Source organism: Pseudonocardia sp. (assembly GCF_025465255.1).
GTDB lineage: Bacteria > Actinomycetota > Actinomycetes > Mycobacteriales > Pseudonocardiaceae > Pseudonocardia.
Window position 1 is genome coordinate 32,248 of record NZ_JAODNI010000244.1, and the last position, 14,896, is coordinate 47,143.

Below are 14,896 nucleotides of genomic sequence, written 5' to 3' on the forward strand. Positions count from 1 at the left end.
GGTGTCCATGGATCATCCGTTGGCAGTAGTGGAGAGCGCAGGGCCCCGTGCAGCGTGGACCCGCGAGCTCATCCGACGGTCACCTGCGGCTCGCCCTCGAGCTCCATCCCCTCGGCGATCTTGAGCGCCTCCTCGATCAGGGTCTCGACGATGGCGTGCTCGGGGACGGTCTTGATGACCTCGCCCTTGACGAAGATCTGGCCCTTGCCGTTGCCGGACGCGACACCGAGATCCGCCTCGCGGGCCTCGCCCGGACCGTTGACGACGCAGCCCATGACGGCGACGCGCAGCGGGACCTCCATGCCGGTGAGCCCGGCGGTGACCTGCTCGGCGAGGGTGTAGACGTCGACCTGGGCGCGCCCGCAGGACGGGCAGGACACGATCTCGAGCTTGCGGGGTCGCAGGTTCAGCGACTGCAGGATCTGCGTGCCGACCTTGATCTCCTCGACCGGCGGCGCCGAGAGCGAGACGCGGATCGTGTCCCCGATGCCCTGGCGCAGCAGCGCGCCGAACGCGACCGCGGACTTGATCGTGCCCTGGAACGCCGGCCCGGCCTCGGTGACGCCGAGGTGCAGCGGGTAGTCGCACAGCTCGGCGAGCAGCTCGTAGGCCAGCACCATGACGACCGGATCGTTGTGCTTGACCGAGATCTTGATGTCGTGGAAGTCGTGCTCGGCGAAGAGGCTCGCCTCCCACAGGGCGGACTCGGCGAGCGCCTCGGGCGTGGCCTTGCCGTGCTTGGCCAGCAGGCGCTTGTCCAGCGAGCCGGCGTTGACGCCGATCCGGATCGGGGTGCCGTGGTCCTTCGCGGCCTGCGCGATCTGCTTGACCTGGTCGTCGAACTTGCGGATGTTGCCCGGGTTCACCCGGACCGCGGCGCAGCCGGCCTCGATCGCGGCGAAGACGTACTTCGGCTGGAAGTGGATGTCCGCGATCACGGGGATCTGGGACTTGCGCGCGATCGCGGGCAGCGCGTCGGCATCGTCCTGGCTGGGGCAGGCCACCCGCACGATGTCGCAGCCCGAGGCGGTGAGCTCGGCGATCTGCTGGAGGGTGGCGTTGACGTCGGAGGTCAGCGTGGTGGTCATGGACTGGACCGAGATCGGGTGCTCGCTGCCCACCCCGACCGGTCCGACCTGCAGCTGCCGGGTCTTCCGGCGCGGCGCGAGGGTCGGTGCGGGAGTCGACGGCATACCCAGGGAGACGCTCACGACCTCCAGTATCCACCTGCCCCGCCGATCGCCACCGACGGAGGCCGTGACGTGCGCCTCCGGCACTCGTGCGCGGAAATCGTCGCCAGGGCAACGAGAACGCGCACGAGCGGCTACGTACGCCCCTTGCGCTCCTGGGCGTCCTGCAGGGTCGAGGAGTGTGGCAGCCAGGTCGCGAGCTCGATGGGCCAGCCGTCCGCCTTCAGCAGGTCGACGACGGCGGGGTCGTCGTCGATCACCGACACGATCTTCCGGCTCCGGCCGAGCCGGCGCAGCACCTGGCGCTTCATCATCCGGGCGGGCCGGTAGTCGTCGTCCTCGCGCATGTACAGCGGGCCGGTCGGCAGCTCGTGCCCGGCCAGCCAGCGCTCGGTGAGCCGCCGGTTCCGCTCCGGGCGGCCGGTCAGGTAGATCACGTCGTGGTCCGCCTGCGCGGCCCGCAGCCGGCCCGCCCCCTCGCCGAGCAGCGGGTCGACGTTCGCCTCGGCGAAGAAGCGCTCCCAGCGCTGCGGGCGCGCGCGCAGGTGGTGCAGGCGGTGGGTCACGTCGGCGAGGACGCCGTCGATGTCGAAGACGGCCACGGGCCGGGCCCCGTTGGTCGAATGTGCGGTGCTCACGGTCGGGCGGCACCGCCCGCGGGGCGAAGGGAGCTGGGGAGGATCATCCCCCCAGTATCCCTGCCGCCTCCGATTACCTCTCGTCTAGAGCCGAACGGGGTTGATGACGTCCGCCACCAGGACCAGCGCGCTCCACGCGACGAAGATCAACGCCACCGTGTAGGCGATCGGCAGCAGCCGCGCGACGTCGACGGGGCCCGGGTCCGGCCGGCCGCGCAGCGCGGCGAACCGCCGCCGGATCGCCTCCCAGATCGCCGGGAAGATCTGCCCGCCGTCCAGCGGCGGGATCGGCAGCAGGTTGAACAGGCCGAGCGAGATGTTCACCAGCGCCAGCAGGGTGAGCATCGACGCGATCTCCTGGCCGGGAGGCGCGTCGCTGGAGAGGATCTGGCCGCCGATCCGGGAGGCGCCGACGATGCCGACCGGGGAGTCCTGCGAGCGCTCCTCGCCGAGGAACACCGAGCCGAAGAGGTTCGGCACCCGCTGCGGCAGCTGGACGAGCTTCTGCCCGACCTCGGAGATCACCGAGCCCATCGTCGCGCCGACGTCGGAGAAGCTCTGCCGCTGGACCTCCGCGACCGGGCCGACGCCGAGGAAGCCCACGGGGACCAGCTTGTTCGGGTCGTTCAGGTCCAGGCGCTCGGTGGTGACCAGGGTCGGCGTGAGGACCTGCTCCTGGCCGTTGCGCTCCACCGTGACCTGCACGGTCCCGCTCGCCGCCCGGATGGCCAGCTGCAGGTCGTCCCAGCTGTCGTAGCGCACGCCGTTGAAGGCGACGATCTTGTCGCCCGCCTGGAACCCGGCCGCGGCGGCGGGTGTGAGCGGGGCGCCGGGCGGGCAGACGTCCTGCCGGGTGGCCGTCGCCGGCAGCACACAGGCGCTGACCTCGCTGACCGTCGTCGTCGCCGTCATCCGGCCGAAGCCCATCAGCACGATCGCGAACAGCACCACCGCGAGGATCAGGTTCATCGCCGGGCCGGCGGCCATGACGATGATCCGCTTCCACGGCGGGCGGGTGTAGAACTGCCGGTCCGCGTCCTCCGGGCCGACGTCGACGGCCGAGGCCTGCCGGGCGTCGTCGATCAGGCCCTGGAACGGCCCGGTGCGCCGGCTGCGCCCGTACCGCTCGCCCTTGGCCGGCGGCATCATCCCGATCATGCGAATGTAGCCGCCCATCGGGACGGCCTTCACCCCGAACTCGGTCTCGCCGACCCGCTTCGACCAGACCGTCTTCCCGAACCCGACCATGAACTCGGGCACCTTGATCCCGAACCATCGCGCGGTCGCGAAGTGGCCCAGCTCGTGCCAGGCGATCGAGAACAGGATCCCCAGGAAGAAGATCACGATCCCGACGATCGTCATCACCATGCGGTGGTCCTCGCTCCGTTCTGCTCGTGAGCCCGGACCCGCTCGCGCGCACGGGCGCGCGCCCAGTCCTCGGCAGCCAGCACGTCGGCCACGGTAGCGGGGTCCCCCGCCCACCCGTCGGCCGCGGCCAGCACGCACTCCAGCTCGTCCGTGATGCCCGTGTAACCCAATGTGCCCGCGACGAACGCGGCGACGAGCTCCTCGTTGGCCGCGTTGTAGACCGCCGGCAGGCAGCCGCCCCGCTCCCCCGCCGCGCGGGCCAGCCGCACGCCGGGGAACGCGTCGTCGTCGAGGGGTTCGAAGGTCCAGCTCTGCGCGAGGTCCCAGGCGCACGGGCGGGCCGCCCCGGGCACCCGCGCGGGCCAGGCCAGCGCGAGCGCGATCGGGAGCCGCATGTCCGGCGGGCTGGCCTGGGCGATCGTCGAGCCGTCGGCGAAGGTGACCATCGAGTGCACGATCGACTGCGGGTGGACGACGACGTCGATCCGGTCGTACGGGATCCCGAAGAGCAGGTGCGCCTCGATCAGCTCGAGGCCCTTGTTCACCAGCGTCGACGAGTTGATCGTGACGACCGGGCCCATGTCCCAGGTCGGATGCTTCAGCGCGTCGGCGACCGACACGTGCTCGAGGTCACGGCGCGGGCGCCCGCGGAACGGGCCGCCGGACGCCGTCAGCACGAGCCGCGCGACCTCGTCCGGGGTGCCGCCGCGCAGGCACTGGGCCATCGCGGAGTGCTCGGAGTCCACCGGCACGATCTGGCCGGGCGCGGCGGCGTCGAGCACCAGCGGTCCGCCCGCGACCAGGGACTCCTTGTTCGCGAGCGCGAGAGTGGCTCCCGAGTGCAGGGCCGCCAGCGTCGGGCCGAGCCCGCGGGAGCCCGTGATGCCGTTGAGCACGACGTCCGCGGGGGTGGTCGCGGTCAGTTCGGTCGCCGCGTCCGGGCCCTCCAGGACCTCGAGACCGGGAACCGCCTCGCGCAGCTCGGCCGCCGCCTCGGGGCGCGCGACGGCGACCCGGCGGACGTCGTGGGCCCGCACCTGGGCGGCCAGCAGGGAGACGTCGCCACCGCCGGCCGCGAGCCCGGCGATCGTGAACCGGCCCGGCGCGGCGTCCACCACGTCGAGCGCCTGGGTCCCGATCGAGCCCGTGGAACCCAGCAGGACCAGCGAACGCGGCCCGGCTCCGTCGGTCATGGCACCTCTCTCACTCCTCGGGGAGGACCCGCACGGATCTCACCCTCCGGCGCCATCATCCCCGTCCGCGTGTTGTGCGACGATGAAGCCCGACCTGGACGGGCACGAAGAGGGGTGCAGACGTGGCGAGCAACTCGCGGGAGCTGGCGAAGCGACCGGCGGTGGACCCGGAGGCGGAGCCGTCGGCCGAGTGGGGCTGGCACGGCACCTTCCCCAAGGCGACGCCCCTCGCGGCCGTCATCTCGGCGATCCTGCTGCCGATCATGCTGATCGGGCACCACACCAGCGTCACCGAGATCCTCTGGATGGTCCTGCCGGCCGTCGCCATCATCGGCGCCGTCGTGTGGGGGTCCGTCCGCAAGCGCCACTCCTGGCGGCGCTGACCCGGCCGGGTCCGATCAGGAACCGGCCCGTGGCCGCCAAGGACTCGGCCGGCGCCCCGGTCGAGCTCGAGGCCGCCGGCCGGACGATCCGGATCTCCAGCCCCGACCGCGTGTACTTCCCCGCGCGGGGCGAGACCAAGCTGGACCTCGCGCGCTACTACCTGGGCGTCGGGGACGGGATCGTCCGAGCCCTGCGGGACCGTCCGTGCATGCTGCACCGCTTCCCCACCGGCGTGACCGGGGAGAAGGTGCACCAGAAGCGGCTGCCGCGGGGCGCCCCGGACTGGGTCGAGACCGTCCGGATCCACTTCCCACGCTGGAACCGCACCGCGGACGAGCTGTGCGTGCAGCACGTCGCGGACGTGGTCTGGGCCGTACAGATGTCCACGGTGGAGTTCCATCCCTGGAACTCCCGCAAGCCCGACGTCGAGCAACCGGACGAGTGGCGCATCGACCTCGACCCGATGCCGGACGCGACCTATGCGGACGTCCGCCGGGTCGCGCACGTCGCCCACGAGGTCCTCGACGAGCTCGGCGCCACCGGCTTCCCGAAGACCTCCGGCGGCAAGGGGATGCACGTCTACGTGCGGATCGCCCCGGAGCACGGGTTCGCCGACGTCCGGCGGGCCGCGCACGCGTTCGCCAAGGAGGTCGGCCGGCGCGCCGGCGACGTCGTGGACCTGAGCTGGTGGCGCAAGGACCGGGACTCGAAGTCGATCTTCGTGGACTACAACCAGAACGCCCGGGACCACACGATCGCCGCCGCCTACTCGGTGCGTGGCGTGCCCGAGGCCGTCGTCTCCGCCCCGATCCGCTGGGACGAGGTCGACGACGCCGAGCCCGGGGACTTCACGATCGCCACGATGCCCAACCGCTTCGCCGAGCTCGGGGACCTGCACGCCGGCATCGACGACGCCGTCTTTGCGATCGACCCGCTGCTGGAGTGGGCGGACCGGGACGCGAAGGACGCCCCCGCCGAGGAACCCCCGGACCTCGACGCCGTCTGAGCCCCGGGCTCAGGCACCATCCTCGGCCGCGGCCCGCAGCCGCGCGAACTCCTCGGCCATCGCCGCTCGGGACCAGTGGGCGTTGAGGCCCGACGGGTTGGGCAGCACCCAGATCCGCGTCGGTCCGAGCATCGTGTCCTGCGGTCCCACGGCGGCCGCCTTCGCGCCGAACGCCGTCCGGTAGGCGCCGATGCCGACCACCGCGAGCCAGCGCGGCGCCCGCTGCTCGACCAGGGCCCGCAGGACCTGCCCGCCCTCGACGATCTCGGCGGCGCTCAGCTCGTCCGCCCGGGCGGTCGCGCGGGCGGCCATGTTCGTGATGCCGATCCCCCACCCCGGGAGCAGCCCCTGCTCGTCCGGCCGCAGCAGCCGCGGGGTGAAGCCGGCGCCGTGCAGGACCGGCCAGAACCGGTTCCCGGGGCGGGCGAAGTGGTGGCCGGTCGCCGCGGAGACGAGGCCGGGGTTGATGCCGCAGAACAGCACCCGCAACGGCGGGTCGTCCGACCCGGGGAGGACGTCCGGGAGCAGGCGTGAGCGGGCGGCCTCGAGCTCGGCGGCGGTGAAGCGGGGCATCCGGCAAGGCTCTCAGGACAGGTTGCGGCTCATGCGTCGCAGGGTGGCGACCGTCGTCCGGTACTCCGCCTCGCCCACGCCCTCGGTGATCCGCGTCCGGTGGTCCCGGATCGCGACGATCAGCCGGCCGCGCGCCGCGGAGCCGGCGGGCGTGACCGTGATCCGGCCGGCCGCGTTCTGCACCCAGCCGCGCGAGACCAGCTGGTCCAGGATCACGGCAGGGGGCGGCCCCGCGGCCCGGAACGGTGCGAGCGCGGCGTCCAGGGCGGCCGGCGTGTCCGCCCCACCGGCGACGGCGTTGAGCGCCTGCCAGTGCCGGCGCCCGATGCCCTCGCCGGCGAGCAGCCGGTCGAAGGACTCCTCGATCAGCCGGTCGACCTGCTTGAGCCACCAGCCGATCGGCCGGTCCTCGGCGTCGTGATCGCAGCCGGGTCCGTGCCGGTGCTCGGGGTTCACCCGGTCAGGATGCCCGTCCCGCCAAGATCCGACCAGCGCCGAGACCCGAGCAGCATCGAGATCCGAGCAGCATCGACGCCGCGACGGGACCGGGCTCAGCCGCCCGCGAGCACCCCGGCGAGGTCGAACGAGACGGGGCGCTCCAGCTGCGCGTAGGTGCAGGACTCCGGTTCGCGGTCCGGACGCCAGCGGACGAACTGCGCCGTGTGCCGGAACCGCGCGCCCTCCATGTAGTCGTAGCGGACCTCCACGACCCGCTCCGGCCGCAACGGGGTGAACGACAGGTCCTTGCCCGCGTTCCAGCGGCTCGTCTCGTTCTTCCGCGGGGTCCGCTCGCCCTGCTCGTGGGCCGCCCAGTTCCACGGGTGCCCCTCGAACTCCGTCACGAGCGGCTGGAGCTCGGCGAACAGCTCGCGGCGGCGAGCCATCGGGAACGCTCCGACGACGCCCACGGAGTTCAGCACCCCGCGCTCGTCGTGCAGCCCGAGCAGCAGCGAGCCGATCACGTCCGGCCCGGACTTGTGCACCCGGTACCCCGCGACGACGCAGTCGCAGGTCCGCTCGTGCTTGATCTTGCTCATGACCCGTCTGTCCGGCTCGTACACCACGTCCGGGCTCTTCGCGATCAGCCCGTCCAGCCCGGCGCCCTCGAACAGGGAGAACCAGCGGCGCGCGGTCTCGATGTCCCGGGTCAGCGGTGTGACGTGCACCGGGGGTGCCGCCTTGGCCAGGGCCTCCTCGAGCAGCGCACGCCGCTCCGCGAACGGCCGCCCGGTGAGGTCCTCGTCGCCCAGGGCGAGCACGTCGAACGCGATGAAGCTCGCCGGCGTCTTCTCGGACAGCATGCTCACCCGGCTCACCGCCGGGTGGATCCGCTGCTGCAGGGCCTCGAAGTCCAGGGTGTTGCGCGTGGTGTCCGCGACGACGATCTCGCCGTCGATCACCGCCCGTTCCGGGAAGTTGGCGAGGACGGCCTCGACGACCTCCGGGAAGTACCGGGTCATCGGCCGCTCGTTGCGGCTGCCGATCTCGACCTCGGCGCCGTCCCGGAACACGATCGACCGGAACCCGTCCCACTTCGGCTCGTAGAGCTGGCCCTCCGGGATGTCCTTGACCGGCTTGGCCAGCATCGGGGCTACGGGCGGCATCACGGGCAGCTGCACGGCACCAGTGTGCCCCGGACCACTCCCGCACCGTCCGGACGGGTCATCGCATCAGGACGGGCCGACCGCCGGAAGGTCGCACCCGCAGGACTCCCGGTGGACGAACTCCGGCGTCATGCGCGTCGTCGTCGGGGTCGCGGACGGGTCGGCCATCCGGCGCAGCAGCAGCCGCACCGCCTCCCGGCCGATCCGGTCGAACGGCTGCGCGACGACGGTGAGCCGCGGGGCGAACAGGTCCGCCCACGGGAAGTCGTCGAACGCGACGAGCGCGATGTCCCGCGGCACCTCGACCTTCGCGTCCCGTAGCGCCTGCATCGCCCCGATGGTCATGGAGTTGTTGCCGGTGACGATCGCGGTCGGCGGGCGGTCCAGGTCCAGCAGGCGCTGTACGGCGGCGCGGGCGAGGTCGGCCTCCGAGTGACCGTCGACCAGCAGCGCGGGGTCCTTCGCCAGCCCGTGCCGGCTCAGCCCCCGCTCGTAGCCCTCGACGCGCTCGACGGTCGTCGCGAGGCCGGGGTGGCCCGCGACCAGCGCGATCCGCCGGTGGCCCCGCTCGGCCAGATGCCCGACGAGCCCGGCCACCGCCTCGACGTTCTCCGTGCCGACCTGGTCCATCCGGTCGTCGATCAGGCGGTCGATCAGCACGGTGGGCACCGCGCGGTTCGTCAGGTACTCCAGCGCCTCCCCCGGGTCCGCCGACGGCGCGAGCAGCACCCCGTCGACGCGCCGGGCGTGCAGCTTCCGCACCACCGTGTCCTCGAGGTCCGGGTCCTCGTGCGGGTCCACGAGCAGCAGCGTGTACCCGGCCTTCGCGGCCTCGGACTCCACGGCGTGCAGCAGCTCGCCGAAGTAGGGGTTCGAGATGGCCGAGAGGGCGAGCCCGATCGTCCTGGTGCGGGCGGTGGCCAGGGACTGCGCGACCGTGTTGGGCGTGTAGTCCGCGGCCCGGATCGCGTCGAGCACCTGCGCCCGGGTCTCCGGACGGACCGTCCGGGTCCCGTTGAGAACGTGCGAGACCGTCGCGATCGAGACCCCGGCGAGCCGGGCCACGTCGGCCATGGTCGCCATGGCTCCACCTCCGCATGCCGGTCCGGCGCGCCGGAACTCGATCTCCCTGGACAAGAGCATGACGTGATCACGGACCGCGCCCGGAGATGGTGGTCGCGATTCCGCGGGTCACGAGGGGTTAAGCCGTTGCGCAAACGCTTAACTCGGGTTTACCGTACAGCAGTTGGTGATATAGGACACGTTCGACTTCGGGAGTGCAAGCTCCACCGGCGTCAGCGAGGAGGGCATGGTGGCCCGACCACGAACATCGACACCCGACGAGCCGGGGCGGCGGCAGTCCCGGAGACGGCCACGGGTGGCCCGCTCGGCCCCGTTGGCTGTGCTGGCCTCCCTGCTCCTGACCGTGACGGGCTGCGCGGGAGCCGGCGCGCTCGGCGGCGGGGGCGAGGGCCAGCGCACGATCACCATCGCGATCGTCTCCAACCCGCAGATGCAGGACGCCATCCAGCTCTCCCCGCAGTTCGAGCAGGAGAACCCGGGCATCCGGCTCAAGTTCGTGAGCCTGTCGGAGAACGAGGCCCGCGCGAAGATCACTGCATCGGTCGCCACCGGCGGCGGCGAGTTCGACGCCGTGATGATCTCGAACTACGAGACGCCGCAGTGGGCGGCCAACGGATGGCTGGTCGACCTCGACCCGCTCATGGCGCGGAGCCCGGGGTACGACGAGAACGACTTCATCCCGGCCGTCCGGGAGGCCCTCTCCGGCCCCGACGGGCACATGTACTCGGTCCCGTTCTACGGCGAGTCGTCGTTCCTCATGTACCGCAAGGACCTCTTCGAGCAGGCCGGGATCAGCATGCCGGCCCAGCCGACGTGGCAGGATGTGGCCGCGGCCGCGGCGAAGCTAGACGACCCGGCCAAGGGCATGGCGGGCATCTGCCTGCGCGGCAAGCCCGGCTGGGGCGAGGTCATGGCGCCGTTCGACACCGTCGCCAACACCTTCGGCGCCCGCTGGTTCGACCCGCAGTGGAACGCGCAGCTGACGTCACCGCAGTTCCGCCAGGCCGCGAACTTCTATGTCGACCTGGTCCGTCAGTACGGCGAGCCCGGCGCCGCGGGCAGCGGGTTCAGCGAGTGCGGCACGCAGTTCAGCCAGGGCAACGCCGCGATGTGGTACGACGCGACGGTCGCCGCCGGCATCGTCGAGAACCCGGTCGAGAGCCGGGTCGCCGGCAAGGTCGGCTACGCGCCGGCACCGATGGTGGTGAAGCCGAACGCCGGCTGGCTCTACGCCTGGTCGCTCGCCATCCCGAAGACCTCGGACGGGAAGGGCAGCACCGAGGACACCTGGAAGTTCCTGTCCTGGATGACGAGCAAGGAGTACGGCCCGACGGTCGGGCGACAGCTGGGCTGGGAGCACGTGCCGCCCGGCGCGCGGCAGTCGACCTACCAGATCCCGGAGTACGTCGAGGCGTCGAAGGCCTACGCCCAGCCCACGCTCGACGCCATCGCGGCGGCCGACCAGAAGAAGCCGACCGTCGAGCCGGTGCCCTACACCGGCATTCAGTTCGTCGCGATCCCCGAGTTCCAGGACCTGGGGACGCGGGTCAGCCAGCAGCTGTCGGCGGCCATCGCCGGCCAGCAGACGACCGACGAGGCGCTGGACCAGGCGCAGGTCTATGCGCAGACCGTCGGCGACTCCTACAAACGGCAGGGAGCGGGCTCATGACCGCCGACGTACTCACTCCCGCGGAGGCGAAATCATGACCGTCACAGCCGAGCGGCCCGCGGAGGTCACCCCGCGGCGGCCGGACCGCGGACCGGGATCGCGGGCCGACGGGTGGATCCGTCGCGCGCCGCTGCTGCCGGCGCTGATCTTCACGATCATCATCACGCAGCTGCCGTTCCTGTTCACCATCTACTACTCGCTGCAGTCCTGGAACCTCGTCCGGCCGGGCAGCCGGCAGTTCGTGGGCCTGGACAACTACGTCAAGGTCTTCACGGACAGCCAGTTCCGCCAGGTCGCGCTCAACACGGTCCTGTTGACCGCCGGCGCGGTGATCTTCTCGATGATCCTGGGGCTGCTCTTCGCGCTGCTCCTGGACCGGGCCTTCTTCGGCCGGGGCTTCATCCGGACGCTGCTGATCACGCCGTTCCTGATCACGCCGGTGGCAGCCGCGCTGCTCTGGAAGACCGTGCTGTTCGACCCGACCTACGGCCTGATCAACTTCGTCCTCTCGCCGTTCGGCGCCGGTCAGACGGACTGGATCTCGACGTTCCCGCTGACCTCGGTGATGATCGCGCTGGTCTGGCAGTGGGCGCCGTTCATGATGCTGCTGACCCTCGCGGGGCTGCAGAGCCAGCCACACGACGTGCTGGAGGCGGCCCGGGTGGACGGGGCCGGGACCTTCGCGGTGTTCCGCGAGGTGACGATCCCGCACCTGCGCCGGTTCATCGAGCTGGGCCTGGTGCTCGGCGCGATCTACCTGGTCAACACGTTCGACGCGATCTACATGATGACCCAGGGCGGACCGGGCACCGCCAGCGCGAACCTGCCCTTCTACATCTACCAGCGCGCGTTCCTGGGCTTCGACATCGGACAGTCCGCGGCGATGGGCGTGGTGGTCGTCGTGGCCACCATCATCGTCTCCACGTTCGCGCTGCGCCTGATCTTCCGCAGCTTCTCCGGAGAGGAGTCGTGATGGCCACCGCGACGCCCGAGCGCACCGTCACTCCTGCCGGGGGCGACGACCAGCAACTCAACCCGAAGGCGAGGAGGAGCGTCGGCGGCACGCTGCTCAGCGTGCTGGCCTGGATCGTCGGCATCGGGTTCTTCTTCCCGATCCTCTGGATGGTGCTCACCGCCTTCAAGCAGGAGGCAGACGCCTACACCACCCCGCCGAAGCTGTTCTTCTCGCCCACCCTCGACCAGTTCCGCGCGGTGTTCGACGCCGGCATCGGCCCGTACCTGCTCAACTCGCTGTTCGCGACGGTCGTCTCGACGATCCTGGTGCTGGTGCTGGCCACGCCCGCCGCGTACGCGGTGTCGCTGCGGCCGGTGAAGAAGGTGCAGGACGTCCTGTTCTTCTTCATCTCCACCAAGATGCTCCCGGTCGTCGCGGCGATCGTGCCGATCTACGTCGTCGTCAACGACATCGGCATGCTGGACAACATCTGGACGCTGATCGTCCTCTACACGGCGATGAACCTGCCGATCGCGGTGTGGATGATGCGCTCGTTCTTCCAGGAGGTGCCCAAGGAGCTCCTCGAGGCCGCGAGCATGGACGGCGCCTCGCTCGCCCGCTCGCTGCGCGAGGTCGTGCTCCCGGTCATCTCCCCCGGCATGGCGGCGACGGCGCTGATCTGCGTGATCTTCGCGTGGAACGAGTTCTTCTTCGCCGTCAACCTCACCGCCGCGCGGGCCGCGACGGTGCCGGTGTTCCTCGTCGGGTTCATCACCTCCGAGGGCCTGTACTTCGCCAAGCTGTGTGCGGCCGCCACCATGGCCGCCCTGCCCGTCGTCATCGCCGGGTGGATCGCCCAGAACAAGCTCGTCCAGGGCCTCTCCTTCGGGGCCGTCAAGTGAAGGGGGCCCGTCGTGGCTGAAGTCGAGTTCGATCAGGCGTCGCGGATCTACACGCCCGGCGCGAAGCCCGCCGTCAATCGGCTGGACCTGATCATCGACGACGGCGAGTTCGTCGTCCTGGTCGGTCCGTCCGGTTCCGGCAAATCCACCGCGCTGCGGATGCTGGCCGGCCTCGAGGAGATCGACGCCGGTCAGATCCGCATCGGCGGCAAGAACATGGTCGGGGTGGCGTCGCGGGACCGGGACATCGCGATGGTGTTCCAGAACTACGCGCTGTACCCGAACAAGACCGTCGGCGAGAACATGGCGTTCCCACTGAAGATGCGGGGCGTGGACAAGGCGGTGCAGCAGGAGAAGGTGAAGGCCGCGGCGGACATCCTCGGCCTCACCGACTACCTGGACCGCAAGCCGCGCGCCCTCTCCGGCGGTCAGCGCCAGCGCGTGGCGATGGGTCGCGCGATCGTCCGCGAGCCGCAGGTCTTCCTGATGGACGAGCCGCTGTCCAACCTCGACGCGAAGATGCGGGTCTCGACCCGCACCGAGATCGCGGCCATGCAGCGCCGGCTCGGCGTCACCACCGTCTACGTCACGCACGACCAGGTCGAGGCCATGACGATGGGCGACCGGGTCGCGCTGCTCAAGGACGGGGCGCTGCAGCAGTTCGCCACGCCCGCGGAGCTCTACGACAAGCCGGCCAACGTGTTCGTGGCCGGGTTCATCGGCTCACCGGCGATGAACCTGTTCACGCTGCCGGTCGGCGCGGAGGGCGTGCGGATCGGTTCGTCCGACCTCGCGCTGCCAGGGTCCCTGCACTCGAGGATCTCCTCCGCCGGCCAGGACACGATCACGCTCGGCATCCGGCCGGAGCAGTGGGCGGTCGGCGGCGACAACGGGGACGGGGCCGGCGGGGTCAAGGCGCAGGTGGACGTCGTCGAGGAGCTCGGGAGCGACGCGTTCCTCTACGCGCACCTGGACGACGAGAAGCAGACACCGGTCGTCGTGCGATCCGCGGGGCGATCGGGGGCGCGGCGAGGTGACCAGATCGCCCTGACGCCGACGAGCGAGGACCTGCACCTGTTCAGCCCGGAGACGGGCGAGCGGCTGTAGCGCCCGGATTGATCTTCACGGACGGCACTTTCGCTCACCAGGTATGAGCGAAAGTGCCGTTCGTGCGTCGGACGGGCGGAGACGCGGAGACGCGCGAAGGGGCCGGTCAGGGGCGGGCGGTGGCGGCGAGCTGGCCGCAGGCGGCGTCGATCTCCCGGCCCCGGGTGTCCCGGACCGTGCAGGAGATCCCGGCGGCCACGACCCGGCGGACGAACTCCCGCTCGACGGGCTTGGGGCTCGCGTCCCACTCGCTGCCCGGCGTGGGGTTCAGCGGGATGAGGTTGACGTGCACGCGCTTGGCGCCGATCTGCTGGCGGAGGATCTTCCCCAGCAGGTCGGCCCGCCACGGCTGGTCGTTGACGTCCCGGATCAGCGCGTACTCGATCGAGACCCGACGGCCGGTGGCCTGCGCGTAGCGCCGCGCCGCGCCCAGCACCTCGGCGATGTTCCAGCGGTTGTTGACGGGCACGAGGGTGTCCCGAAGCTCGTCGTCCGGGCAGTGCAGGGAGACGGCAAGGGTCACCGGCAGGCCCTCGGCGGCGAGCTTGTCGATCGCCGGGACGAGCCCGACCGTGGACACGGTGACCCCGCGGGCGGAGATCCCCAGCCCCTCCGGCGCGGGCTCGATGATCCGTCGCAGGGCCGCGACCACCCGCTTGTAGTTCGCGAGCGGCTCCCCCATGCCCATGAAGACGATGTTGGACAGACGGGTCGGCTTCCCCAGCACCCCGTCCCGGGCGGCCCGGGCGGCCTGGCGGACCTGGTCCACGATCTCGCCCGTGGTCAGGTTGCGCTGCAGCCCACCCTGGCCGGTGGCGCAGAACGGGCAGGCCATCCCGCACCCGGCCTGGCTGGAGATGCAGACCGTCGTCCGGTCCGGGTACCCCATCAGCACGGACTCGGCCAGCACGCCGTCGTGGCCGCGCCAGAGGGACTTGCGGGTCTGGCCGTCGTCGCAGACCTGTTCGGTGACCGGGGTGACCAGCGGCGGCAGCAGCGCGGCGAGCGTCTCGCGCGCGGCGGCGGGCAGGTCCGTCATCTCGTCGAGGTCCGCGGTGAGCCTGCCGAAGTAGTGCCGGGCGAGCTGGTCCGCGCGGAACCCGGGCAGGCCGAGCTCGCTCACCGCGGCCTTGCGGTCGGCCGGGGCGAGGTCGGCGAGGTGGCGGGGCGGAAGGGCGCGCTTCGGCTCGTCGAAGACGAGCGGCAGGGGCGTAGGCATGACCT

At 71.4% G+C, this 14,896-nt stretch carries 15 protein-coding genes; 6 read left to right on the forward strand and 9 right to left on the reverse strand.

What is annotated here, in order from left to right; genetic code table 11:
- Positions 1-68: 68 nt before the first annotated feature.
- From ispG to dxr, 4 genes are all read right to left on the reverse strand, one after another.
- The gene (ispG, locus tag JWP64_RS30390) at positions 69-1,211 is read right to left on the reverse strand and encodes a flavodoxin-dependent (E)-4-hydroxy-3-methylbut-2-enyl-diphosphate synthase (RefSeq protein ID WP_297503816.1); all 1,143 of its coding nucleotides are present in this window, start codon (positions 1,209-1,211) and stop codon (positions 69-71) included.
- Positions 1,212-1,324: 113 nt separating this feature from the next.
- Positions 1,325-1,828: a hypothetical protein gene (locus tag JWP64_RS30395; RefSeq protein ID WP_297503821.1), complete on the reverse strand. Its 504-nt coding sequence runs from the start codon at positions 1,826-1,828 to the stop codon at positions 1,325-1,327.
- A gap of 84 nt (positions 1,829-1,912) precedes the next feature.
- On the reverse strand, positions 1,913-3,196 hold the full coding sequence (locus JWP64_RS30400; protein WP_297503822.1) for an RIP metalloprotease: 1,284 nt from the start codon (positions 3,194-3,196) through the stop codon (positions 1,913-1,915).
- On the reverse strand, positions 3,190-4,389 hold the full coding sequence (gene dxr / locus JWP64_RS30405; protein WP_297503825.1) for a 1-deoxy-D-xylulose-5-phosphate reductoisomerase: 1,200 nt from the start codon (positions 4,387-4,389) through the stop codon (positions 3,190-3,192). The genes JWP64_RS30400 and dxr overlap by 7 nt, the downstream gene beginning before the upstream one ends.
- Positions 4,390-4,511: 122 nt before the next feature.
- On the opposite strand from dxr, the gene JWP64_RS30410 reads away from it, so the two are divergent.
- Positions 4,512-4,772, forward strand: a complete 261-nt coding sequence (locus JWP64_RS30410; RefSeq protein ID WP_297503828.1) for a DUF2631 domain-containing protein — start codon at positions 4,512-4,514, stop codon at positions 4,770-4,772.
- 29 nt (positions 4,773-4,801) lie between these two features.
- Positions 4,802-5,779 carry a non-homologous end-joining DNA ligase gene (gene ligD, locus JWP64_RS30415; protein WP_297503831.1) on the forward strand — a complete coding sequence of 326 codons (978 nt, stop codon included), beginning with the start codon at positions 4,802-4,804 and terminating at the stop codon, positions 5,777-5,779.
- A 9-nt stretch (positions 5,780-5,788) separates the two neighbouring features.
- On the opposite strand, the gene mug is transcribed toward ligD, so the two are convergent.
- The 4 genes from mug to JWP64_RS30435 all read right to left on the reverse strand — a co-directional run bounded on the left by mug (position 5,789) and on the right by JWP64_RS30435 (position 9,039).
- Positions 5,789-6,352, reverse strand: a complete 564-nt coding sequence (gene mug, locus JWP64_RS30420) for a G/U mismatch-specific DNA glycosylase (RefSeq protein WP_297503834.1) — start codon at positions 6,350-6,352, stop codon at positions 5,789-5,791.
- Positions 6,353-6,364: 12 nt separating this feature from the next.
- The gene (locus JWP64_RS30425; protein ID WP_297503836.1) at positions 6,365-6,808 is read right to left on the reverse strand and encodes a MarR family transcriptional regulator; all 444 of its coding nucleotides are present in this window, start codon (positions 6,806-6,808) and stop codon (positions 6,365-6,367) included.
- A 95-nt stretch (positions 6,809-6,903) separates the two neighbouring features.
- Positions 6,904-7,971 carry an ATP-dependent DNA ligase gene (locus JWP64_RS30430; RefSeq protein ID WP_297503839.1) on the reverse strand — a complete coding sequence of 356 codons (1,068 nt, stop codon included), beginning with the start codon at positions 7,969-7,971 and terminating at the stop codon, positions 6,904-6,906.
- A 51-nt stretch (positions 7,972-8,022) separates the two neighbouring features.
- On the reverse strand, positions 8,023-9,039 hold the full coding sequence (locus JWP64_RS30435) for a LacI family DNA-binding transcriptional regulator (protein WP_297503842.1): 1,017 nt from the start codon (positions 9,037-9,039) through the stop codon (positions 8,023-8,025).
- A 295-nt stretch (positions 9,040-9,334) separates the two neighbouring features.
- Here JWP64_RS30435 and JWP64_RS30440 point away from each other — a divergent pair, with 295 nt between their 5' ends.
- The 4 genes from JWP64_RS30440 to ugpC are packed head-to-tail and all read left to right on the forward strand — an operon-like array spanning position 9,335 to position 13,672.
- Positions 9,335-10,708 carry a sugar ABC transporter substrate-binding protein gene (locus tag JWP64_RS30440; protein WP_366890855.1) on the forward strand — a complete coding sequence of 458 codons (1,374 nt, stop codon included), beginning with the start codon at positions 9,335-9,337 and terminating at the stop codon, positions 10,706-10,708.
- A 34-nt stretch (positions 10,709-10,742) separates the two neighbouring features.
- Positions 10,743-11,681 carry a sugar ABC transporter permease gene (locus JWP64_RS30445; RefSeq protein ID WP_297503848.1) on the forward strand — a complete coding sequence of 313 codons (939 nt, stop codon included), beginning with the start codon at positions 10,743-10,745 and terminating at the stop codon, positions 11,679-11,681.
- The gene (locus JWP64_RS30450) at positions 11,681-12,565 is read left to right on the forward strand and encodes a carbohydrate ABC transporter permease (RefSeq protein ID WP_297503851.1); all 885 of its coding nucleotides are present in this window, start codon (positions 11,681-11,683) and stop codon (positions 12,563-12,565) included. Before JWP64_RS30445 ends, JWP64_RS30450 begins: the two co-directional genes overlap by 1 nt.
- Positions 12,566-12,577: 12 nt before the next feature.
- The gene (gene ugpC / locus JWP64_RS30455) at positions 12,578-13,672 is read left to right on the forward strand and encodes a sn-glycerol-3-phosphate ABC transporter ATP-binding protein UgpC (RefSeq protein ID WP_297503853.1); all 1,095 of its coding nucleotides are present in this window, start codon (positions 12,578-12,580) and stop codon (positions 13,670-13,672) included.
- 106 nt (positions 13,673-13,778) lie between these two features.
- On the opposite strand, the gene rlmN is transcribed toward ugpC, so the two are convergent.
- Positions 13,779-14,891 carry a 23S rRNA (adenine(2503)-C(2))-methyltransferase RlmN gene (gene rlmN, locus JWP64_RS30460; RefSeq protein WP_297503856.1) on the reverse strand — a complete coding sequence of 371 codons (1,113 nt, stop codon included), beginning with the start codon at positions 14,889-14,891 and terminating at the stop codon, positions 13,779-13,781.
- Positions 14,892-14,896: the final 5 nt, after the last annotated feature.